Origin of the sequence: Corynebacterium sp., assembly GCF_022712195.1 — a bacterium.
Classification (GTDB): domain Bacteria; phylum Actinomycetota; class Actinomycetes; order Mycobacteriales; family Mycobacteriaceae; genus Corynebacterium.
On the sequence record NZ_JALAGY010000085.1, the window covers coordinates 19,430 to 40,398 of the forward strand.

The 20,969-nt window shown below is 68.5% G+C and carries 21 protein-coding genes and 1 tRNA gene; 11 read left to right on the forward strand and 11 right to left on the reverse strand.

Annotated features, from left to right (window positions below):
• Nucleotides 1-2: 2 nt before the first annotated feature.
• Together Q0A34_RS11370 and Q0A34_RS11375 are read right to left on the reverse strand one after the other, a co-directional pair.
• Nucleotides 3-266 (reverse strand): phosphoribosyl-ATP diphosphatase, encoded by a 264-nt coding sequence (locus Q0A34_RS11370; protein WP_291480175.1) that lies wholly within the window; start codon nucleotides 264-266, stop codon nucleotides 3-5.
• A gap of 42 nt (nucleotides 267-308) precedes the next feature.
• Nucleotides 309-1,049, reverse strand: coding sequence for an HAD family phosphatase (locus tag Q0A34_RS11375; RefSeq protein WP_363316450.1), 741 nt, complete (start codon nucleotides 1,047-1,049; stop codon nucleotides 309-311).
• Here Q0A34_RS11375 and Q0A34_RS11380 point away from each other — a divergent pair.
• On the forward strand, nucleotides 1,039-1,914 hold the full coding sequence (locus tag Q0A34_RS11380) for a thioesterase family protein (protein ID WP_291480104.1): 876 nt from the start codon (nucleotides 1,039-1,041) through the stop codon (nucleotides 1,912-1,914). The genes Q0A34_RS11375 and Q0A34_RS11380 overlap by 11 nt on opposite strands.
• Before the next feature lies 1 nt (nucleotide 1,915).
• On the opposite strand, the gene Q0A34_RS11385 is transcribed toward Q0A34_RS11380, so the two are convergent.
• The 3 genes from Q0A34_RS11385 to Q0A34_RS11395 are packed head-to-tail and all read right to left on the reverse strand — an operon-like array spanning nucleotide 1,916 to nucleotide 4,483.
• Nucleotides 1,916-2,314: a hypothetical protein gene (locus tag Q0A34_RS11385; RefSeq protein WP_291480105.1), complete on the reverse strand. Its 399-nt coding sequence runs from the start codon at nucleotides 2,312-2,314 to the stop codon at nucleotides 1,916-1,918.
• Complete coding sequence (mshC, locus tag Q0A34_RS11390; protein ID WP_291480106.1) at nucleotides 2,311-3,603, reverse strand: cysteine--1-D-myo-inosityl 2-amino-2-deoxy-alpha-D-glucopyranoside ligase; 1,293 nt, start codon at nucleotides 3,601-3,603, stop codon at nucleotides 2,311-2,313. Before mshC ends, Q0A34_RS11385 begins: the two co-directional genes overlap by 4 nt.
• A 52-nt stretch (nucleotides 3,604-3,655) precedes the next feature.
• Entirely contained in the window at nucleotides 3,656-4,483 is an 828-nt protein-coding gene (locus Q0A34_RS11395) for an undecaprenyl-diphosphate phosphatase (protein ID WP_291480176.1), read from the reverse strand.
• A 141-nt stretch (nucleotides 4,484-4,624) separates the two neighbouring features.
• Here Q0A34_RS11395 and Q0A34_RS11400 point away from each other — a divergent pair, with 141 nt between their 5' ends.
• Nucleotides 4,625-5,779: a hypothetical protein gene (locus Q0A34_RS11400; RefSeq protein ID WP_291480107.1), complete on the forward strand. Its 1,155-nt coding sequence runs from the start codon at nucleotides 4,625-4,627 to the stop codon at nucleotides 5,777-5,779.
• A gap of 3 nt (nucleotides 5,780-5,782) precedes the next feature.
• Nucleotides 5,783-6,889, forward strand: coding sequence for a quinone-dependent dihydroorotate dehydrogenase (locus tag Q0A34_RS11405; RefSeq protein ID WP_291480108.1), 1,107 nt, complete (start codon nucleotides 5,783-5,785; stop codon nucleotides 6,887-6,889).
• Nucleotides 6,890-6,904: 15 nt separating this feature from the next.
• Here the strand turns inward: Q0A34_RS11405 and Q0A34_RS11410 are convergent, their stop codons facing one another.
• Nucleotides 6,905-7,462: a YbhB/YbcL family Raf kinase inhibitor-like protein gene (locus tag Q0A34_RS11410; protein ID WP_291480109.1), complete on the reverse strand. Its 558-nt coding sequence runs from the start codon at nucleotides 7,460-7,462 to the stop codon at nucleotides 6,905-6,907.
• Nucleotides 7,463-7,711: 249 nt separating this feature from the next.
• Between Q0A34_RS11410 and Q0A34_RS11415 the strand changes: the two genes are divergently transcribed.
• The 3 genes from Q0A34_RS11415 (at nucleotide 7,712) to Q0A34_RS11425 (ending at nucleotide 9,217) form a co-directional block, all read left to right on the forward strand.
• Nucleotides 7,712-7,800: transfer RNA gene (locus Q0A34_RS11415), tRNA-Leu, on the forward strand.
• A gap of 71 nt (nucleotides 7,801-7,871) precedes the next feature.
• A complete protein-coding gene (locus tag Q0A34_RS11420) occupies nucleotides 7,872-8,549 on the forward strand; it encodes a TVP38/TMEM64 family protein (RefSeq protein ID WP_291480110.1) in 678 nt (225 codons plus the stop codon).
• Nucleotides 8,550-8,572: 23 nt separating this feature from the next.
• Nucleotides 8,573-9,217 carry a DNA-binding protein gene (locus Q0A34_RS11425; RefSeq protein WP_291480111.1) on the forward strand — a complete coding sequence of 215 codons (645 nt, stop codon included), beginning with the start codon at nucleotides 8,573-8,575 and terminating at the stop codon, nucleotides 9,215-9,217.
• Here the strand turns inward: Q0A34_RS11425 and Q0A34_RS11430 are convergent.
• The 3 genes from Q0A34_RS11430 to Q0A34_RS11440 are packed head-to-tail and all read right to left on the reverse strand — an operon-like array spanning nucleotide 9,114 to nucleotide 11,701.
• The gene (locus tag Q0A34_RS11430) at nucleotides 9,114-10,379 is read right to left on the reverse strand and encodes an SPFH domain-containing protein (RefSeq protein WP_291480112.1); all 1,266 of its coding nucleotides are present in this window, start codon (nucleotides 10,377-10,379) and stop codon (nucleotides 9,114-9,116) included. The genes Q0A34_RS11425 and Q0A34_RS11430 overlap by 104 nt on opposite strands.
• Before the next feature lie 3 nt (nucleotides 10,380-10,382).
• Nucleotides 10,383-10,820 carry an NfeD family protein gene (locus tag Q0A34_RS11435; RefSeq protein ID WP_291480113.1) on the reverse strand — a complete coding sequence of 146 codons (438 nt, stop codon included), beginning with the start codon at nucleotides 10,818-10,820 and terminating at the stop codon, nucleotides 10,383-10,385.
• A 17-nt stretch (nucleotides 10,821-10,837) separates the two neighbouring features.
• Nucleotides 10,838-11,701, reverse strand: a complete 864-nt coding sequence (locus tag Q0A34_RS11440; RefSeq protein ID WP_291480114.1) for a DUF3097 domain-containing protein — start codon at nucleotides 11,699-11,701, stop codon at nucleotides 10,838-10,840.
• A 25-nt stretch (nucleotides 11,702-11,726) separates the two neighbouring features.
• On the opposite strand from Q0A34_RS11440, the gene Q0A34_RS11445 reads away from it, so the two are divergent.
• Nucleotides 11,727-12,587, forward strand: a complete 861-nt coding sequence (locus tag Q0A34_RS11445; RefSeq protein WP_291480115.1) for a hypothetical protein — start codon at nucleotides 11,727-11,729, stop codon at nucleotides 12,585-12,587.
• 21 nt (nucleotides 12,588-12,608) lie between these two features.
• Here Q0A34_RS11445 and Q0A34_RS11450 read toward each other — a convergent pair whose 3' ends face one another.
• Nucleotides 12,609-14,417 carry a DIP1281 family NlpC/P60 protein gene (locus Q0A34_RS11450; protein ID WP_291480116.1) on the reverse strand — a complete coding sequence of 603 codons (1,809 nt, stop codon included), beginning with the start codon at nucleotides 14,415-14,417 and terminating at the stop codon, nucleotides 12,609-12,611.
• A gap of 529 nt (nucleotides 14,418-14,946) precedes the next feature.
• On the reverse strand, nucleotides 14,947-15,429 hold the full coding sequence (locus tag Q0A34_RS11455; RefSeq protein ID WP_291480117.1) for a DUF6676 family protein: 483 nt from the start codon (nucleotides 15,427-15,429) through the stop codon (nucleotides 14,947-14,949).
• Nucleotides 15,430-15,763: 334 nt separating this feature from the next.
• Here Q0A34_RS11455 and Q0A34_RS11460 point away from each other — a divergent pair, with 334 nt between their 5' ends.
• The 4 genes from Q0A34_RS11460 to Q0A34_RS11475 all read left to right on the forward strand — a co-directional run bounded on the left by Q0A34_RS11460 (nucleotide 15,764) and on the right by Q0A34_RS11475 (nucleotide 20,966).
• Complete coding sequence (locus tag Q0A34_RS11460; RefSeq protein ID WP_291480118.1) at nucleotides 15,764-18,565, forward strand: aconitate hydratase; 2,802 nt, start codon at nucleotides 15,764-15,766, stop codon at nucleotides 18,563-18,565.
• A gap of 75 nt (nucleotides 18,566-18,640) precedes the next feature.
• A complete protein-coding gene (locus tag Q0A34_RS11465; protein WP_291480119.1) occupies nucleotides 18,641-19,216 on the forward strand; it encodes a TetR/AcrR family transcriptional regulator in 576 nt (191 codons plus the stop codon).
• Between the two features lie 101 nt (nucleotides 19,217-19,317).
• A complete protein-coding gene (locus Q0A34_RS11470) occupies nucleotides 19,318-19,584 on the forward strand; it encodes an ACT domain-containing protein (RefSeq protein ID WP_291480120.1) in 267 nt (88 codons plus the stop codon).
• Between the two features lie 11 nt (nucleotides 19,585-19,595).
• Entirely contained in the window at nucleotides 19,596-20,966 is a 1,371-nt protein-coding gene (locus Q0A34_RS11475; protein WP_291480121.1) for a PFL family protein, read from the forward strand.
• Nucleotides 20,967-20,969: the final 3 nt, after the last annotated feature.

Sequence of the window (20,969 nt, forward strand, 5' to 3'; positions counted from 1 at the left end):
CCTCAGAGGAACTTGTAGACGTCGGACGGGGTGAGGCCGCGACCGACCATCACCACCTGCAACCAGTAGATCAGCTGGGAGATCTCCTCGGAGAGTTCGTCGTCGGACTGGTACTCGGCGGCCAGCCAGACCTCCCCCGCCTCCTCGACGATCTTCTTGCCCTGGAAATGCACCCCGGCGTCGAGTGCCTCCACGGTACCGGAGCCGGCGGGGCGTTCCGCGGCACGCTGGGACAGTTCCTCAAACAGGGAGTCGAAGTTCTTCACGGCACTCATTCTGTCACATCCTGCACCGACGCGGTGACACGGTCACCCCACACGGTGACGACCGAGACGGTCCCAGAACCCGCGCAGGTCCGCGAGGGACAGTCCGTCCAGCCCCGCCGCGCCGTGGCGCAGTGCCGCCACCGGAACCGCGCCGTCAGGCACCTCGGCGTCCGCGGCGGGCAGGCCGACCACCCGGCACCCCGCCCGTACCGCCGCCGTCATGCCGTTGGTGGAGTCCTCGAACACCAGGCAGTCGTCGGGTGAGACCCCCAGTCGCCGGGCGGCGGTGAGGTAGCAGGTGGGGTCAGGCTTGCCGGCGGCCACCTCGTCCCCGCACACCGAACCGACGAAGTTCCCCTCGCCGATGGTCTCCAGCGCCTGGTCGGTCAACGACCGGAAGGTGTTGGTCACCACCATCATCGGCAGTCCCGACGCGCGGCCCTCCGCCAAGAGGGCGGGCACACCGGGAAGGAGGTCGAGACCCTGGGCGAACAGCACCGAGACACGGTCGTAGAGCCACCTGATCCAGCCGTCGACCTCCTCGTCGGTCGGGTCCAGGCCGGCCCACCGGGCGCACAGCCGCACCGTCCCGTCCGCCGTTCCGCCGACGGTCGTCGCCCGGACCTCCGGAGTGAGTTCGCGTCCCATGGCGGCAGCCATGGCGTAGGTCGCCTCCCCCCACCGTGGTTCGGTGTCCACCAGAGTGCCGTCCATGTCCCAGAGTATCGCCTTCATCCCTGCCATCATGCCTGGCCCGATAGGATCACACAGCATGAGCTTCATCACTGACACCACTGACACCACTGACACCACTGACACCACTGACACCACTGACACCGCTGAGGCCTACTTCGTGCAGGGCGCCTCCACCACCGACGACACGGGGACGGTGTGGACCGGGTACACCGCCACGGAACACACCGTGAGCCCGTGGGGGCCGGGCTTCCAGCACGGCGCTCCCCCGTCCGCGCTGGTCACCCACGCCATGGAGAGCATCGCCCCGGACGGCGGACGGCTCGTGCGGGTGACCACCGAACTGTTCGGGGCGGTGCCTGTGGCACGGTTGCAGGCCACCGCCCGGATCGTGCGGCCCGGTCGACGCATCTGCCACCTCGAGGCCGTGGTCAGGGACGACACCGGACGCGAGGTCGTCCGCGGCACCGCATGGTGGGTGCGTACCCACGACACCACCGAGCTGGAGAACCCGGACGTCGCCTCCGCCTCCGGCATGGTGCCGTTGGAGGAGAGCACCGAACCCGACGCGGACACGCCCTTCCTCACCGCCTGGCCCGGGCCGTACACGGCCTCCCTCGAACTGCGGCCCGTGCCCGGGGCGGGCAACCAGTTGTGGGTACGCAGCAGGATGGCGGTGGTGGCCGGAGTCGACGCCACCCCGTGGAGCCGGTTGATGTCGGTGGCCGACGTGGCCAACGGGACCGACCGTGTCCTGGACCCGCGCGAGTGGCAGTTCATGAACACCGATCTCACCGTGTCCCTGCACCGACTCCCGGTCAGCGGATGGATCGGTGTCCAGGCGGAGGCGAACTTCGGTCCCGACGGGGCGGGGCTGACCATCGGGCGGCTCTCCGACGAGCGGGGTCCGGTCGGGTCGACCAACCAGTCGCTGCTGCTCCAGCGGAACCGGTAGCCTACTCCTGCTCGATGATGCGGTCGAGGTCGTCGAGCACCTGCCGCGCGTCCGCCCCGACCTCCTCGCACAGCACCGTGACCAGGGCCCGGAAGTCGGTGACCTCCTCGTCCTCGTAGACGGCGCCGCCGTGGCGGTCGCTCAACGCCCGCAGGGCGTCGTGGGCGGAGATCACCTGGAGGACGACCTCCCCGGACGGGTCCGCACGGACCCCGGAGATCAGCCGGTGCAGGATCTCGGCCGCCTCGTCCACCGCGGTCGTGGGGTACGGCGCCTCCCAGAACTCACGGTCCTCGTCACGCAGGTAGCTGCCCGTGGCCATGGCGTTCAGATTGCCGATGAACTCGTGGCGTGCGGCGTCGGTGGCCGCGGCGAAGGAGTTGTCGTCGGCGGAGCTCACAGGGCCACCCCCAGCAGGGAGGAGCACATCGTTCGTACGGTGGCCCCGGCAGAACCGGCAGAACCGGCAGGTTCGGTGGAGCCGGTGCGCGCGGTGCCGTCACCGGCTGAGACCTCCCTGCTCCAGGTGTCGACCAGATCCAGCACGGTGGGGGTGTCCAGGTCGTCGGCCAGTGCCGACCGGACACCACGCACCAGTGCCTTGACCTCCGACGCAGGACGCCGCTCGGCCAGTGACGCCGCCTCACGCCACCTGCCCAGCCGCGTCTCCGCGCGCTCGAGGACCTCCGCCGACCAGTCGCGGTCGCGGCGGTAGTGCTCCTCGTACAGTCCCAGCCGCACCGCGGAGGGGTCGTGCCCCTCGGCGGTCAGCCGGGAGACGAACACCAGGTTGCCCAGGGACTTGCTCATCTTCGTGCCGTCCAGGCCGATCATCCCGGTGTGCACGTAGTGCCCCGCCATCCGCTCGACGCCGTGGGCTGCCTCGGCGTGGGCGGCGGAGAACTCGTGGTGCGGGAACCGCAGGTCGCTTCCACCGCCCTGGACCGCGAACGACGCGCCCAGACGGTTGGTGGCGATCGCCGAACACTCGACGTGCCAGCCCGGACGTCCGGGGCCGAAGGGTGACTCCCACGCCGGTTCGCCGTCCCGGTGGGCACGCCACACCAGGGCGTCCATCGGGTGGCGCTTCCCCGGACGTTCCGGGTCGCCTCCGCGTTCGGCGAAGAACCGCCCCATCGTCTCCCGGTCGTAGCGGGACTCGTAGCCGAACTGGGGGGTGAAGGTGTAGTCGACGTAGATGTCCGGGAACTCGTCGTCCATCCGGTAGGCCGCGCCCACCGACAGCAGACGGTCGACCATGTCGATGACCTCGTCGACGGACTCCATCGCCCCGATGTAATCGCGCGGCGGGAGGACGGAGAGGGCCTCCATGTCGGAACGGAAGAGGTCGATCTGCCCGGTCCCCAACTCGCGCCAGTCCACCCCGTCGCGCTCGGCACGCTCGAACAGCGGGTCGTCGACGTCGGTGATGTTCTGCACGTAGTGCACACCGTGCCCGTTGTCGAGCAGCTGACGGACCACCAGGTCGAAGGTGACGTAGGTGGCGGCGTGACCGAGGTGGGTCGAGTCGTACGGGGTGATGCCGCAGACGTAGACACCCACCTCCCCTGCGTCGGTACGCAGACCGGTGTCGACCGGGAGGACGCGGTCGGCGGCCGTGTCGTGGAGTGTGAGGGGAACACCGTCACCCGGCAGGGCGGGGACGTCGGGGGCGGACCATGAACGCATGGGGCCTGATTCTAGTCACCGGACAGGCGGCCGGCGTCCACCGGTCCGTCCGTCAGGCGTTGATGGTGCCGGTGGCCAGGAGAATGAGCACAGCGACACCCACCGGGATCCGCCACAGGGCGAACCAGGCGAAGGAGTGGTTGGCCACGAACTTCAGCAGCCAGGCGATGGAGATGTAGCCCAGCACGAAGGCGACCGTGGTGCCCACGGCCAGCTGCAGCCCGCTGGCGGCCTGCCCGGCGGCCGGGTCGAAGGCGTCCGGAAGGCTGAAAAGACCGGACGCCAGGACGGCCGGGATGGCCAGCAGGAAGGAGAAGCGCGTCGCGACCTCACGGTCGAGGTTGAGGAAGAGGCCCGCGGACACCGTCGCCCCGGAGCGGGACACCCCGGGGATCAGGGCGAGGCACTGGGCGAACCCCATGATCAGCGCGTCCTTCAGGGTCAGCTTCTCGTAGGTGCGCCTGTGGGTGCCGACCTTCTCCGCCCAGATGAAGACGAAGGAGAACAGGATCAGCACGACCGCGGTGATCCAGAGGTTGCGCAGGTTGTCACGGATGAGGTCCTTGGCCAGGTACCCGATCAGGCCCACCGGGATGGTCGCGGCGATGACCATCCACCCCATCCGGTAGTTCAGGTTGTCGCGTTTCGTGCGGTCGAAGACCCCGGCGAACCACGCCGACAGGATGATCCAGATGTCCTTGGCGAAGAACACCAGGACCGCCAGCTCGGTACCGAGCTGGACGACGGCGGTGAAGGACGCGCCCGCGTCCTCCCCCCAGATGAGCTGGGAGACGATACGCATGTGGCCCGACGACGAGACGGGGAGGAACTCGGTGAGCCCCTGCACGATCGAGAGGATGATGGTCTGCAACCACCCCATGTCGGTGGTGGTGACGGCGTCGCCGGCGTCTGCGGCGAGATACGAGGAGAGCTCCATGGCAGAGAAGCGTACCCTCCCCGACCTCTCCCCTCATGTCAGGCGGGGGCGGTGTGCCGCTCACGGTGTAGTAGCGTGATTGACGTGAGAAGCCAGGTGAACCGGCCCCGGATGCGGCCCAAGAAGAGGATGGCGGCGGTCGTGGCACTCCCTGCCGTCGCAGCCCTGACCCTGACCGGATGTGCCGAGCAGATGTTCGGAACCGACGGTGACGACGGGCCCGACGGGGAGGGCGAGGTCGTGGTCGGCGTCCCCGCCGAACCCAAGGACTCGCCCGGCTCCCCCGGCTCCCCCGGGGAGGCGACGGGCACGCTGGAGGACGGCGACGAACTCCTCGGTCTCGTCCGGGCGGGCCTCGGTGACGACGTCACCCCGGACTCCCCCGCCCCGGTCGCCGCCCTGGAACAGGGGCGGCTGCACATCGGGTCACTCGGGGACGTGGCCGACGGCAGTGCCGAGACCGTCGACGTCGACGACTCCTGCACGACCGTCAGCGGGGCCGTGGACGGCGTCGTCCTCGGCTGCGGGACCACCGTGCGCATTCTCGACGCCGAGGGCGCTGAACAGCGCCGGGTCGACGCGCCGGGTGAGGTCACCGCTGCGGTGGTGCACCCCGACGGTTCCGTGGCGTTGACGGTGGACTCCGACAGTGACGTCCACTGGTTCTCGTCTGACGGCGAGGAGACCAGGTCGGAGCACATAACCGACTCCGGCAGCGCGATGCAGCTCGTCGGGAACACCCGTAACAGCGACGGGGAGGACGGGAAGGACCCGCAGTGGCGGGCCGCGCTCATCGACGCGGCGCAGACGAGCGTCACCGACATCGACATCACCGACCGGAGCAGGGTGGCCGCACTGCGTGTCGGCCAGGGAGTCGGGACCGTCTCGGCGGGCACCCGTCCGGACGGGGTGCTCGTGGCGTCCGACGCACGGCGCGACCAGGCGCTGGTCTACACACTGACCGACGTGATCCGGCACACCCAGTCCGTGCCCACCGGCGAGGGTGCCTGGGCGGTGCTGTGGGACTCCGACCGTGAGGTGATGTGGGTGTCCACCACCGGTGACAACACCCTGACCGGTTACGACCTGTCTACCGGGACACCGGTCGAGATCGGCGCGGTCCCGACCGCCCCCGACGTGCGACACATCATCGACGACGGCAGCGGAGACCTGCTCCTGGTGGCCGCCGACGGCACCCGCGAGCTCATCCCCTCCGACGACCTCCCCAGAAAGGACTGACCCATGACCAGCTTCCGCCAGATCCGGGGATCGGTGTACGACCTCTCCCTCCGGCAGCTGTTCCGGCTACGTGCCGAGCGGATCCACGGACTGATGTCCCGCGCCCTGTCCGCGGCGGCGGGGTCCGCGCCTGCCCGGGCTGCACTGCGCCGGAGCTTCGTGGTCACCGATCCCGTGCTCGCCCAGACCGTGGACGGTGTGCGGTTCCCACGGCCACTGGGCCTGGCCGCCGGTTTCGACAAGAACGCCACCGAGGTGGATGTCTGGGGCCCTCTCGGGTTCGGCTACTCCGAGGTCGGCACCGTCACCGCGGTCCGGCAGCCCGGCAATCCCACCCCTCGCCTGTTCCGCCTGCCCGAGGACCGGGCCCTGCTCAACCGGATGGGCTTCAACAACGACGGTGCCCTGGCCGCGGCCCAGCGTCTGCGGACCCGCGTGGAGCCGGAACCGGTGGGGGTCAACCTCGGAAAGACCAAGACCACGCCGGCCGGGCAGGCGCCTTCGGACTACTACGAGTCCGCCAGGGCCGTCGACGAGGTCGCCGACTACCTGGTGATCAACGTCTCCTCCCCCAACACCCCGGGGCTGCGGGACCTTCAGGCGGTCGAGAGCCTCCGGCCGATCGTCGACGCGGTCCGTCGGGCCAGTGACCGGCCCCTCTTCGTGAAGATCGCGCCGGACCTCTCCGACGCGGACGTGGACGCTGTGACGGACCTTGCCGGCGAGCTCGGGCTGACCGGTCTCATTGCCACGAACACGACCGTCAGCAGGGAGAACCTCCGTACCCCCGCCTCGGACGTGGCGGCGCTCGGCGCCGGCGGGGTGTCCGGCGCCCCGGTTGCGGAACGCTCACTGGAGGTGCTGCGCCGGATCCGCGTACGCGCGGGTGACGGGCTGGTCCTCATCGGTGTCGGGGGCATCGAGACCGCGGAGCAGGCATGGGAACGCATCGGTGCCGGGGCGACACTGCTCCAGGGGTACACCGGGTTCATCTACGGCGGGCCTGACTGGATCCGCGACATCCACCGGGGGCTGGCGGAACAGGTCCGGCGTCACGGCCTCACCGACCTCTCGGCGGCCGTGGGCGCCGAACTGCCCTGGACGGACTGAGGTCCGCCCGGCGGATCAGTTCTCCGCCCACCCCCACAGCAGTCCCCTGGCGGTGGCGGTGAAGTTCAGGTTGAAACCGAGGATCGTCGGCGTCGACCGGTCGTCGATCTCCAGGAACGTCGGCACGGCGTGGACGGCGAAGATGTAGCGGTGCGGGCCGTGCCCGGCGGGCGGCTCGGCGCCGTAGTACCCACGGCTGCCCGAATCCCCGCGCAGGGCCACCGCCCCGTCCGGGAGCCCGATGAGCTCCGGGTCGCCGATGCCCGCGTCCAGCGTGGTGACGGATGCAGGGATGTTGAACACCGCCCAGTGCCAGTAACCCGACGTCGTCGGCGCGTCCGGGTCGTAGCAGGTCACCGCGAAGGACTCCGTGCCCTCGGGGACCCCGGACCAGGACAGCTGCGGGGAGACGTCGTTGCCGCCGAGCTGGGCGGTGGGCAGCCGGTCGCCGTCACTGAAGTCCGCACTCGTGACGGTGAGGGGCGGGAGGTCAGTCAGCGGGGCGTAGGGGTCGGCCGCCGGGAAGCGGTCGTCGATGTACGTGGGTCGGTGGTGTCGGGGTGAGTCGCTCATGGCCCCCAGTATGCCGCACGGTCACGTGCTCCGCAGAAACTGATTCTGTTCATATATGCAGGTGGCCGACGGGGCGGACGGTCGGACCGGCGCACGGCTGCCGGAGCGGGCCTTCGGGTGGTTGACCTGTGGTTCTGTGCGGCCGCGCGGGATGATTTGTCACCGTCGCGGCGACTGGTTATAGTTACCGGAGTGCGACGGACACAGGGTTGATCTTCAACCGGAACCGTGTTCGGCGTCCGCATCCATGTCCGGGTGGCGGAATGGCAGACGCGCTAGCTTGAGGTGCTAGTGTCCTATTAACGGACGTGGGGGTTCAAGTCCCCCTCCGGACACCACAGGAGAGACCCACTACGGTGGGTCTCTTTTGTCGTTCCACGACAACCCCGCAGAGACAGGACGGCACGGCATGGACAGGGACCACAGGGCGTCGCTCCTCGGGCTCGGTGTCCTCGCCGTCGGTGTCGTCGTGGCCACGGTCATGCTCCCCACTCCAGACCTGGACACGATCCGGGCCAGCGTCCGTGGCAGCGGGGCGGTCGCCTGGGCCACCTTCCTTGTCCTCATGGTCACGGCCACCCAACTGCCGGTGCCCCGCACCATCTGGACCGTGGCCGCCGGGGTGCTCTTCGGCCCAGTCGTGGGCAGCCTCCTGGCGCTGGGCGGGATGGCGGTGTCGGTGACACTGGCGCTCGTGCTCGTCCGGTGGATCGGCGGGCCGGCGGTACGCCGGGCCGAACGGGTCCCCCGTTTCCGGGTTCTGCAGACGGCCCTGGAGGAGCGTGGCTGGGTCGCGGTCCTGGGGCTCCGGATGATCCCCCTGGTCCCCTTCAGTCTTCTGAACTACGCCTGCGGGCTGAGCAGGGTGCCGCTTCTCCCCTGCGTCCTGGCCACCGTCGCCGGATCAGCGCCGCTCACCGTCGCGGTCGTGGCGTCCTCTGACGTCCTGGCCAACGGCGGTGAACCCTGGTTCCTCGCGGTCAGCGTGCTGCTCGCGGCGACGGGGGTGGTGCTGACCGCGGGCGAATGGAGGAGGATCCGGGCGCGGCTGGCCACCGAACCACCGGTGGTCAAGCCCTCACCGTAGACGGAGACTGTAGGGTGGTAGGCATGTACTCCGTCCACGCCACCTACCGAGGCACTTCACTGCGACGGGCCGACTACGTCCGCCAGGTCGCCGACGCCCTGGGAAACGCGCCCGACGTCGTCGACGTCCGGGTCCAGGGGCCCGAGGACTTCGTGGTCCTCGCCGATGACGCGGACAGTGCGGCGGGAGTGGTGATGAACCTCATCCAGGCCGGTGACTTCGCCATCGGCATCGGTGCGGTCCTCAACGACGGGTTCGGAGACGGGGACGGTGACGTGACGGGCGACGCGGCGCTGCGCGAGCACCTCGTCGCCGCCGCCGGTCGGGCGGTCCAGGGGGCGCGTCGCCCCGGGGTGATCCGGGCACGGGTCGAACTCCCCGGTCCCGGCGGTGTCCAGGCCTCCGGACTCGGGGCGGACATCGCCGGGGACATCGCCGCAGCGTTCACCCTGGTCTCCCAAGTGCTGAGCCGCCGCACCGCCGAAGGGCGGGAGGCGACGGCACTGGTGCGGCAGGGCTACCTCCAGAGCGAGGCGGCGGAGAAGGTGGGGATCTCGAAACAGGCTATGTCTCAGCGTCTGGCTGCTGCGGGGTGGCAGGCTGAGCAGGCGGGTTGGCTCCTTGCCGTCCATATGCTGGCCAGGACGGAGACTCTCCGTCCCGAGTGACCGGGCCGGTCTCGGCGCCCGTGCCGGTGCCGGACGTGCCGGTCGCCGGTGGCGTCGCCTCCCGGTCGTCGACCGAACGGTTGGCCACCGCGTTCGCCTCGGCCACGGCCTTGGCGATCTCCGGGGCGGACTCGGTGCTGAACCAGTCCTCCGAGGTGGTCTCGTTGGCGAGGTCCCGCAACGACTCGTCCACCGGACCCGGCTCATACCGGAAGGTGCCGTCCTCGTCCTTGTTCGCGAAGGCCTTGGCGAACTGCTCCAGGGAATCGCCGAACTGCATCGGCAGCATCCACACCTTGTTGGCGTCGCCCTGCGCCATCTCGGGGAGTTTCTCGAGGTACTGGTAGGACAGGACCTCGGGGGTCACCTGAGAGGACTTGATGGCCGCCGTGACCTTCTGGATGGCTTTCGCCTGCCCCTGCGCCTCGAGGTACTTCGCCGCCCGCTCACCTTCGGCGAGAAGCATGCGGGCCTGGCGCTCCGCCTCCGCGGAGAGGATCTGGGCGTGCTTGTCACCCTCGGCCCCGAGGATACGTGCCTGCTTCTTGCCCTCGGCGGTCTTGATGTCGGACTCGCGCTGGCCCTCGGCGGTGAGGATCATCGCCCGCTTCTCGCGGTCGGCCTTCATCTGCATCTCCATCGACTGCTGGATCGAGGGCGGCGGGTCGATGGCCTTGAGCTCCACCCGGCTGATCCGCAGCCCCCACCGGGTGGTGGCTGCGTCGAGCTCACCACGCAGTCGGCGGTTGATGACGTCGCGCGAGGTCAGTGTCTCCTCGAGCGTCATCCCGCCGACCACGTCGCGCAGGGTGGCGACCGAGATCTGCTCCACACCGATGATGTAGTCGTTGACGCCGTAGATGGCGCGGGCGGCGTCGTTGATCTGGAACGTCACCACGATGTCGATGGCGACGGTCAGGTTGTCCTGGGTGATCACCGCCTGCGGAGGAAAGGACACCACCTGTTCACGGGTGTCCACCCGGTCCCTGACCCGGTCGATGAACGGGACCAGGATGGTCAGACCACCGGACACCGTCCTGGTGTAGCGGCCCAGACGCTCAATGACCGCGGCCTCACCCTGGGGTATCAGAGCCACGGACTTGAACAGTGCGACGACCACGAGGACGACGAGGACGACGAGCAGGATACTCAGCGCGTTCACGGTTCACACTCCCTTCCACACCACAGCCGTGGTGCCGTCGATGGAGACGACCTGCACACGGTCCCCCTCAGCGAATGATGTACCGGGGTGTGCCGCCCGGGCCGACCAGATGTCGCCGGCGATCCTGACCTGACCGGAGGAGTCGTCGGCGGTGACCGCACTGAGCACCTCGGCCGGTTGGCCCTCGAGTTCCCTGGGGGTGAACTCGCGGACCTCCCCCTGCGCGAGATAACGGCGGCGCAGTACCGGGCGCAACAGCAGCAGGGATGCCGCGGACGACACACCGAACACCCCTACCTCGGCCCAGGCCGGGATACCGGACAACGAGACCCCGGCCGTGGTGAGGGCGGCGACCGCGAGCATCAGCAGCGTGAAGTCCATGACGAGGAATTCGCCGACCGCGAGGACGGCTGCTGCGATAAACCAGATGACCGGGCCCATGGCCGCAGACTATCAGTTCACGGCAACTGGGGTTCTGTGACGAAATCGACGAGCCGCTCGACCGCGCCGATCAGGGTGGCGTCCAGGTCCCGGAAGGTCTTCACCCTCGAGTAGACGTGGCGCCAGCCGTCGGTCGGTGTCCCCCACCCCAGCCGTCGGCAGACCCCGGTCTTCCAGTCCTCCCCGTAAGGGACCTCCGGCCACTCCCTGATTCCCACGGTGGCCGGTTTCACCGCCTCCCAGATGTCGATGTACGGGTGCCCGGTGACCATGACGTCCGGGCCGAGGTTCCGGGTGAGGCGGCTCTCCTTGGACCCCTCCACCAGGTGGTCGGCGAGCACACCGACCCGGCGGCCCGGCCCCGGACGGAACTCCTCCAGCATGGCGGGGAGGTTGTCGAGTCCCTCGATGAACTCGACCACCACGCCTTCGACGCGCAGGTCATGCCCCCAGACCTGCTCGACGATCGCGGCGTCGTGGAGGCCCTCGACCCAGATGCGGGAGGGGGCGGCGACCTTCGCGCGGACATCCTGGACCCGTCGGGAACCGGAGTTGGACCGCTGCTGCCGCGGCGACTCCGACGGAGCCACGTAGCGGGTCAACGTCACCGGGCGACCGTCGATGAGGAACCCCCCGGGACGCATCTTGAACAGCCGGTCGCGGCCGTGCCGGTCCTCCAGCCGAACGAAGTCGCCGTCGTAGGTCCTCTCGAAACCCGTCACCGCGCCGACCCAGCCGCCGTCGGCGACCTCCACGACGGTCCCCGGGGCCGCGGGGACCTCGGGCACGTCGGGACGACGGGCTGGGCTGGGGGCGTGCGGCGACCGGGAGGATCCGTCCCCTCCGAGGATGTCACGGCCGTACCTGTCGTTGAAGCTCATGGACACCGACTCTAGGCTAGGAGCAATGTCGTCCAGAAACCCCGCCGGTGACACCGGCACGATGAAAGGGACCCCGCTGCGTGAGCAACTGTGGTCCCCGGTGCAGAACACCACAGTATGGCTGGGGTGGTGGCTCCACGGACTGGTCTCCGCCGATGACGTCATCGACGCCTTCCAGGACGTCCAGGGCCCCGCCCACACGCTGCTCGTCGACCCCGCCGGAGACGACCCCTTCGACGGGCGGTTCGCCGACCGCCCCACCGGGCTCGTCGACCTGCTGCACGCCGTGCGCGAGGTTACCCGGGACCTGCCGGTCGAGCTGTCCTCCCGCCCGCTGGTCAGCCTGGTGCTCGCCGGCCCCGGTGACCCGCCCGCCCTGCCTGCGGGTTCACGCGGCGCGCGGGCGGTCTCCGAGACGGGTGCGGGGATCGCTGTCGCGGACGAGGACCCGCTGGTCACCCATGTCGTGGTACCCCGGATCGTGGACACCTCGCTGGTGCAGTGGGTCTGGTACCGCTGTGAGGGACGCGTGCGTGCCGGGGAGTTCTACGGTCCCGGGGAGGCAGACGCCCGGCTCCGGGAGGCGACCGACGCCGCGGCCTCACTGGTCGAACAGTCCGGGGCGATGCCGGTCAGGCACCACTCACCCCGTCTCGCGGTAGGTGCCCTGACGGACTTCTTCGGACTGCCCGGGCTACCTGCCGGGGTGTCCCCGCGTGCCGAGAAGCTCATGGCACGGGCCGATGTCGTCGCCTCGGTCATCGAGGTCACCCGCTCGATGGACCATGGCGCGGCGCTGGACCCCCACCTACTGCCGCTGGCGGGGGCGGTCCGGACAGCGAGAATCACCGCAGTCGACCACGCCATGCGTGAACTCCTGCGGTGACTCCCCGACCGGTCCCCCGGTCTACTCGATCATGCGCACGGCCATGGGCTCGATACCGTCCCACCGAACCGGGGACACCTTGACGACGTCGCCGGACTGCGGGGCCTCGAGCATCGTGCCGTCCCCGAGGTAGAGCGCCACGTGCGAGCTTCCGCCCGCACCCCAGAAGAGCATGTCGCCGCGCTGTGCCTCGCCGACGGGGACCTGCGTGCCGGAGGTGTACTGGTAACCGGAGTACTTCTCCAGCTGGATGCCGACGGCGGCGAAGGAGTAGACCATCAGCCCCGAGCAGTCGAAGCCGACCTTCGAGTAGTCGCCGTGGGAGTCCGCGACCCCGCCGTCACGCACACCGAGGGTGGGACCGTCCTGGTTGCCGCCACCCCAGGCGTAGGTCACGCCCAGCTGGCCCATACCACGGTCGATGACCCGTTCAATCTGCTCCTCGCGGGTGCCGGACGCGTCGGGCTCGCTCGGCGGCTGCCCCTCACCGGGGTTCGACGGCGGCAGGCCCGGGTCGATCTCCTCGGGGCCGCCGATGCCGTCCGGAAGTCCGGTACCTTCCTGACCTTCCGTACCCTCCTGTCCCTGCGGGAGATTGGCGTAGGACTCCGCGGCAGCGTCCCGGCCCGCGTTCGCCGCGGCCTCGAACGCTCCGTCCGGATTGCCCTGCAGGTGCGAGTTGATCCCGGCGAACGCAGCCTGGCCGGCGGCGTTGACGAGCCCGTCGATGGCAGCCTGGCGGCGTTCGTCACCCTCCGAGCTTCCCTCGAAGCTGCCCGGGATCGCGTCGATCTCGGGGACGTCGGCGGCGGGGTCGTCGACGAGCTCGTCGGCCTCTCCGGAGCTCCCGGACCCTTCGGCGCTTCCGTCACCTCCGGCCCCAGCCTCTGCGGAACCCGGGTCCTCCGGGAGGGCAGGGTCCTCCGTGCCCTCCACCGGAGCGGGCACCTCGGGTCCGACCTCCTCGTCCTTGGTGTCCACAGCGGCCGGCGCAGCGTCGACACGCTCGGCGGCAGCCTCGGCCGCGCGGCGTTTGTCGAAGGAGCTTGCACCTGCGTTCGCAGACACCTTGTCCACTGCCTTCTTGGCGGCCGCCAAACGCTGCTTCGCCTCGGCGAGGGACTTCTTGACCCGGTTGAGCTCATCCGCCTTCGCGGCGATGGACGACGTGGCGTCGGTGAATGCCTGCTCCGCGGCGCGGTGCGCCTCGAGGGCGTTCTCGACGAACTTGTCGGCCTTGTCACGGGACTCGCGCAGGGACGACTCCTCGTTCGCGGCCTGTGTGCGGGCGAGGTCCAGGCGGTCGATGTCCGCCTGCTTCTTCTCGGCGGCGAGCCGCATGTACGTGGCGCGGTCGATGGTGTCACCCGTCGCGTCGGACCCCGATGCGAGGACGACGGGGGCGGAGTCCCCGCCGCGGGTGTAGGCGGAGCGGGCGAGCTCGTCGAGAGTGGCCTGCGCGTCCTGCACGTCGGAGTCCGTGCCGTCGAGACGTTTACGGGCGTCAGCGACCTTGTCCTGGGCTTCCTGGGCGGCACGCTGGCTCCGGTCGACGTCGACGCGGGCCTTGTTCACCGACTCGCGCAGTCCGCCGAGCTCAAGTTCCAGGGAGGAGACTTCGCCTTCGGTCTTCGAGACAGTGCCGACGAGTTCGGCGAGGTATGCCTCTGGGGACTGGTCGGAGGTGCTCGAGGAGGTGTCGGAGGGTGCTGCGACGGCGGTCGCCGCGGGAACGGTGAGTCCTGCGGCCACCGCGAAAGACAGCAGTGCCCGAGTGGACCGGACGGTCGACCTGCGGGCTGTGCCGCGGGCGTTCAGTCGAAGTGCCACAGTGAGTCTCTCCTTGGGGGTGGCATACCGGGTCATCTAGGTCAGGCCGTCGTCCTTGACAGTGTCCTGGTACGGCCGCCTGTCCACCGCGCTTCCCCGCGAGGTGGTCCAGGGCCCGAGGGCCAGGTTCCGGAGGGCCGGTTGTTCACCGCCGGAAATGTCACGAACAGGTCTCGTTCCGATATCGGATCGTTACCAAATGACGACAACTGAACCGTAAGACACTCGCGACACATGCGAAACCCGAACCCCACTAATCACATAAGAATCACGAAGAACATGTGTCACGCTGAATGCCTTGACCTGCACGGGAGAGGGTTCGCTCCTAAAATGTGATCTTCGTCACATTGATGGTGCTCTCGGCGTGTCCTGTTGCGACAATGCACGGCGGTCAACTCAAAGTCTGAACCTTGACTTGAGCATCGACAAGCTGACGCCCTTGACTACTGGGTCGGTGTGGTTCACCGCCCGTGGTGCTGGCGTGCTGGCGTCAGTCGGAGATGTCTGGGTTCAGTGCTGCCGAGGTCGGTCAGCGGCGGTAGCTGAGCCGGGCGAGTGCGGCGGCGACGGCCACGGTGACCAGGATGCCGGCGAAGACGACGATGACAAGGGCGGTGAAGTCCGGTTCGGCGGACTCCGCCTCGGACAGGAAGTCGACGACGTCCTGGGGCGCGGTCGAGCCGTGCAGCATGCCCTGGTTCGACTCGATCTGGAACCGGGACATGGAGTCGCTGACTACCTGGGTGTTGTGCGGTGCCCGCACGATCACGGTCTGAGCCCCCTCGGAGCCGTCCGGCGGGGTCGAGTCCTTCACTGTCTGGGCGAGGTTACGTAGGCCGGTCCCCTCGGCGGAGGTGCCGTCCAGGATGACCACGTCGACGCCCCGGTCGGCGAGGTCCCGGTACCCGGCGATGTCGGCCGGGCTGAGGTCCCCGTCCGTCTGTGAGGTGGAGAACCCGGATTCGGCGATGTCGTCGAGGACCGCCTGAAGGTCGACATTCTCGAAGTCCACGGGTCACTCATTTCCTGGCGGGGCCGGTAGTTGTTATCTCGCTGTATAGATTTCTAGCATCCGGGCGGGGTGTCCGGGGGTGTCGACACGCGGAGCGGGGACGGTCGGAATCGCGCCGTCCTGCGGTTATGAAGCATTACGTTCGTACTGTTATAGTGGTTCCGACGGAATCCGCGACGACTGCTGACACAATGGTGGCAGTCCGCGTCGGCGCCAGTCTTCCCGGTGCCGGGACACGGTCCAGACGAGGTCCACAGGTCCACGCGGCGGGATGACGTCAGACGAACGTCACACAACTGACGACGATAACGAGAAGAGATTCAGGAGCACTGTCGTGACTGAAAGCAAGAATTCCTTTGGAGCAGAGGGGACTCTCGAGGTCGGTGACCGGTCCTACACGATGTACCGCCTCAGTGCGGTCCCGGGCATGGAGAAGCTGCCCTACTCGCTGAAGGTCCTCGGAGAGAACCTCCTGCGCAACGAGGACGGTGCGAACGTCACTCGCGAGCACATCGAGGCCATCGCCAACTGGGACCCCTCCGCTGACCCGAGCATCGAGATCCAGTTCACCCCGGCCCGCGTGATCATGCAGGACTTCACCGGTGTCGCCTGCGTGGTCGACCTGGCGACGATCCGCGACGCGGTGGTCGCCCTCGGCGGCGACGCCGACCAGGTCAACCCGCTGAACCCGGCCGAGATGGTCATCGACCACTCCGTCATCATCGAGGCGTTCGGTGACGAGAACGCCCTCGAGCGCAACGTGGAGATCGAGTACCAGCGCAACGAGGAGCGCTACAAGCTCCTGCGTTGGGCCACCGGCGCCTTCGACAACTTCCGCGTCGTCCCGCCCGGAACCGGCATCGTCCACCAGGTCAACATCGAGTACCTGGCGCGCTCCGTCTTCGACAAGGACGGCCTGGCCTACCCCGACACCTGTGTCGGCACCGACTCCCACACCACGATGGAAAACGGCCTGGGCATCCTGGGCTGGGGTGTCGGCGGCATCGAGGCCGAGGCAGCGATGCTCGGCCAGCCGATCTCCATGCTGATCCCCCGCGTCGTCGGCTTCAAGCTCTCCGGTGAGATCCCCGTGGGCGTCACCGCCACCGACGTGGTGCTGACCATCACCGACATGCTCCGTCAGCACGGCGTGGTCGGGAAGTTCGTGGAGTTCTACGGCAAGGGTGTCGCCGAACTGCCGCTGGCCAACCGCGCCACCATCGGCAACATGTCCCCGGAGTTCGGCTCCACCGCCGCGATGTTCCCGATCGACCAGGAGACCATCGACTACCTGGCACTGACCGGCCGCGACCAGGAGACCCTGGACCGCGTCGAGGCCTACGCCAAGGAACAGGGCATGTGGCTCGACCCGGAGAACGACGCCGTCTACTCCGAGTACCTCGAGCTCGACCTCTCCACCGTGGTCCCGTCCATCGCCGGCCCGAAGCGTCCCCAGGACCGCATCGAGCTCGCCGACTCCAAGGCACAGTTCCGCAAGGACCTGCACAACTACGCCGACAGCAACTCCGGTAACCCGGACGCGCAGGACTTCGTCGCCGAGGGCGGCTTCCCCGGCGGCCACTCCGGCACCCCGGCGTCCGCCGCCGACGCCAAGGGCAACCTGCCCTCCGCCGCCGTCGGCAACCAGGGTCGTCCGTCCAACCCGATCAAGGTCAACTACGAGGGCCAGGACATGGTCCTGGACCACGGCATGGTCGGCATCGCCTCCATCACGTCCTGCACCAACACCTCGAACCCCTCCGTCATGGTCGGCGCCGGCCTGCTGGCCCGCAAGGCCGCGGAGAAGGGTCTGAAGTCCGCACCGTGGGTCAAGACCTCCATCGCTCCCGGCTCCCAGGTCGTCACCGGCTACTTCGAGAAGGCCGACCTGTGGAAGGACCTCGAGGCCATGGGCTTCTACCTCGTGGGGTACGGCTGCACCACCTGCATCGGCAACTCCGGCCCGCTGCCGGAGCCGATCTCCGAGGGCATCAACGAGGCAGACCTCGCGGCCACCGCCGTGCTGTCCGGTAACCGCAACTTCGAGGGGCGCATCTCCCCCGACATCAAGATGAACTACCTGGCGTCCCCGATCCTGGTGATCGCCTACGCCATCGCCGGCACGATGGACTTCGACTTCGAGACCCAGCCGCTCGGCCAGGACGGCGAAGGCAACGACGTCTTCCTGCGTGACATCTGGCCCTCCACCGAGGAGATCGAGTCCGTCATCAAGTCCTCGATCACCAAGGAGCTGTACTCCGAGGACTACGCCGACGTCTTCAAGGGCGACGAGCGCTGGCAGTCGCTGCCCGTGCCGGAGGGCAAGACCTTCGCATGGGACGACAACTCCTCCTACATCCGCAAGGCACCCTACTTCGACGGCATGGAGCCCACCCCGGCCCCGGTCGCCGACGTCGAGGGCGCCCGCGTCCTGGCGCTGCTGGGCGACTCGGTCACCACCGACCACATCTCCCCCGCGTCCTCCATCAAGCCCGGCACCCCGGCCGCCCAGTACCTGGACTCCAAGGGTGTCGAGCGCAAGGACTACAACTCCCAGGGCGCCCGTCGTGGAAACCACGAGGTCATGGTCCGCGGAACCTTCGCCAACATCCGTCTGCAGAACCAGCTCCTCGACGGTGTCTCCGGCGGCTACACCCGCGACTTCACCCAGGAGGGCGGCCCGCAGTCCTTCATCTACGACGCCTCCGTCAACTACCGTGAGCAGGGCACTCCCCTCGTCGTGCTCGGCGGCAAGGAGTACGGCACCGGTTCGTCCCGTGACTGGGCGGCCAAGGGCACCCTGCTGCTTGGTGTGAAGGCCGTCATCGCCGAGAGCTTCGAGCGCATCCACCGCTCCAACCTGGTCGGCATGGGCGTCATCCCGCTGCAGTTCCCGGAGGGCGAGTCCTGGAAGTCCCTGGGCCTGGACGGCACCGAGACCTTCGACCTGGCCGGCATCGAGGCCCTGAACGAAGGCACCACCCCGGACACCGTCCACGTCACCGCGACGAAGGAAGACGGCACCACCATCGAGTTCGACGCGGTCACCCGTATCGACACCCCCGGTGAGGCCGACTACTACCGCAACGGTGGCATCCTGCAGTACGTCCTGCGCAACATGATGAACAACAAGTAAGTACCGTGTTCATCCCCCGCCCGCCCCGCGGTTGCCGTGAGGCGGGCGGACGCGTACCGGAAAGGGGCACTGTCCATGCCTAAGGTCAGTGAAACCGACCTTTCCGAGCGGCGCACCGACATCCTGCGTTCGGCCAGGACCTGCTTCGTCACCCACGGGTACGACGGCGCCACGGTCTCCCGGCTGGAGAAGGAGACCGGCAAGTCACGTGGGGCGATCTTCCACCACTTCCGGAACAAGGAGACGCTGTTCCGGGAAGTGGCCCACCGTGACATGGTCCGGATGACCGACCTCGCCGGTAACCGCGGCATGATCGGCCTGATCCGGCACCTCCTGGAAGACCCGGAACTGGCGGAATGGTGGGGACTGCGGGTGGAGATCACCCGTAGGATCCGCCACGACGACCAGCTCCGGGAGGTCTGGGAGCAGGACCAGAACGCCCTCCGCGCGGCAGTCACCGAGCGACTCGAGGAGCAGCGCCAGTCCGGCAGGATGCGCACCGACATCTCCACCGCCACCACGCTCCAGCTCCTGGAGCTGGTGTTGGAGGGGGTCATGGCCCACCTGGTCTCGGACCGCGAGAGCGGACTGCTCCCCGAGGCACTCGACATCGTCGAGCAGTCCCTCCGCTCCACGGACAGCAGGGACTGACCACCACACCCACGCACCGCTCGGCACCACGGCACCCACCGACCACGGCCATTCCGGCCCGGTGGGTGCCGTTCTCTACCAGACAAGTAGCATAGTGTCCCATGATCGCGATCATGACCGTTACCGGACGAGACCACACCGGAATCATCGCAGCCGTGTCGACCGCATGTGCTGACCTGGAGATCAACATCCGCAACGTCTCCCAGACCATCATGGACGACTGGTTCACGATGATCCTGCACGTCGAACTCCCGGACTCACTCTCGGTGACCGACGTGAACACCCGGATGTCGCAGGTGGAGGAGTCCGAGAAGCTGGTCATCACCATCCAGTCCCAGGCCATCTTCGACGCGATGCACGAGATCTGAGGAACCGGGACATGACTGCATTCCTTCCGTCGTCCTCCATCCTCGAGACGATCGAGATGATCCAGCGCTACCGCCTGGACATCCGAACGGTCACGATGGGGATCAACCTCCTGCCCGCCGTGAGGGCCACCCCCGAAGCGACCTGCGAGGCCGTCTACGACCTGGTGACCTCCCGCGCCGAGCAGCTCGTCCCGGTCTGCACCGGCATCGAGGAGGAGCTCGGCATCCCGATCGTGAACAAGCGCATTTCCGTCACACCCGTGGCACTGGTGTCCTCGGCGGTGCCCGGGTGCGATCCGGTGGACATCGCCCGGGCCCTCGACCGCGCCGCCGTGGCCGTCGGTGTGAACTTCATCGGCGGCTACTCCGCGCTGGTCGAGAAGGGCGGGTCCGCCGGCGACAAGCGACTGATCCGTTCCATCCCGGAGGCGCTCAGCGAGACGGACGTCGTCTGCTCCTCGGTGAACATCGCGTCCTCGCGGGCGGGCATCAACATGAACGCCGTGCGTGAGATGGGCCGGGTCGTCAAGGACTGCGCCGAAGCCACCGCCGACCGCAGCTCCATCGCCTGCGCCAAACTGGTCGTCTTCGCCAACTCCGTCGGTGACAACCCCTTCATGGCCGGGGCCTTCCACGGGATCGAGGAGCCGGACTGCGTGATCAGCGTCGGTGTCTCCGGCCCCGGGGTGGTCGACAGAGCCGTCGCCGCCCTAGGACCGGACGCCTCCCTCAACGAGATCGCCGAGGAGATCAAGAAGGCCGCGTTCAAGGTGACACGCACGGGCCAGCTGGTGGGCACCATGGCCGCGGACCGTCTCGGTGTGCCCTTCGGGATCGTGGACCTGTCTCTGGCACCGACGGCCGACATCGGTGACTCCGTCGCCCACATCCTCGAGCACATGGGCCTGGAGCAGGTCGGCGGGCACGGCACCACCGCCGCGCTGGCACTGCTCAACGACGCCGTCAAGAAGGGCGGCATGATGGCCTGCTCACGGGTCGGCGGTCTCTCCGGCTCCTTCATCCCGGTCTCCGAGGATGCCGGCATGATCGACGCCGTGCGGGCAGGCAACCTCACCATCGAGAAGCTCGAGGCGATGACAGCGATCTGTTCGGTGGGCCTGGACATGATCGCCATCCCGGGCGACACCCCGGCGTCAGCCATCGCCGGCATGATCGCCGACGAGGCGGCCATCGGCGTGATGAACCACAAGACCACCGCCGTGCGCGTGGTGCCGGCGGTCGGCGCCGTGCCCGGTGACGACGTCGACTTCGGTGGCCTCCTCGGTCACGCACCCGTCATGCCGGTGAGCACCGTCAGCAGCGCCGAGTTCATCGCCCGCGGCGGCTACATCCCCGCCCCCGTCCACGGCTTCCGCAACTGAGGG

Bases quoted from the DNA above. Each gene is read 5' to 3' on its own strand.
- Q0A34_RS11465 (WP_291480119.1), top strand. From the start codon at position 18,641: ATGCCTAAGGTCAGTGAAACCGACCTTTCCGAGCGGCGCACCGACATC.
- Q0A34_RS11410 (WP_291480109.1), bottom strand. From the start codon at position 7,462: ATGAGCGACTCACCCCGACACCACCGACCCACGTACATCGACGACCGC.
- Q0A34_RS11425 (WP_291480111.1), top strand. From the start codon at position 8,573: ATGTACTCCGTCCACGCCACCTACCGAGGCACTTCACTGCGACGGGCC.
- Q0A34_RS11440 (WP_291480114.1), bottom strand. From the start codon at position 11,701: ATGAGCTTCAACGACAGGTACGGCCGTGACATCCTCGGAGGGGACGGA.
- Q0A34_RS11405 (WP_291480108.1), top strand. From the start codon at position 5,783: ATGACCAGCTTCCGCCAGATCCGGGGATCGGTGTACGACCTCTCCCTC.
- Q0A34_RS11380 (WP_291480104.1), top strand. From the start codon at position 1,039: ATGAGCTTCATCACTGACACCACTGACACCACTGACACCACTGACACC.
- Q0A34_RS11395 (WP_291480176.1), bottom strand. From the start codon at position 4,483: ATGGGGTGGTTGCAGACCATCATCCTCTCGATCGTGCAGGGGCTCACC.
- Q0A34_RS11375 (WP_363316450.1), bottom strand. From the start codon at position 1,049: ATGAAGCTCATGCTGTGTGATCCTATCGGGCCAGGCATGATGGCAGGG.
- Q0A34_RS11435 (WP_291480113.1), bottom strand. From the start codon at position 10,820: ATGGGCCCGGTCATCTGGTTTATCGCAGCAGCCGTCCTCGCGGTCGGC.
- Q0A34_RS11445 (WP_291480115.1), top strand. From the start codon at position 11,727: ATGTCGTCCAGAAACCCCGCCGGTGACACCGGCACGATGAAAGGGACC.
- mshC (WP_291480106.1), bottom strand. From the start codon at position 3,603: ATGCGTTCATGGTCCGCCCCCGACGTCCCCGCCCTGCCGGGTGACGGT.
- Q0A34_RS11475 (WP_291480121.1), top strand. From the start codon at position 19,596: ATGACTGCATTCCTTCCGTCGTCCTCCATCCTCGAGACGATCGAGATG.
- Q0A34_RS11420 (WP_291480110.1), top strand. From the start codon at position 7,872: ATGGACAGGGACCACAGGGCGTCGCTCCTCGGGCTCGGTGTCCTCGCC.
- Q0A34_RS11470 (WP_291480120.1), top strand. From the start codon at position 19,318: ATGATCGCGATCATGACCGTTACCGGACGAGACCACACCGGAATCATC.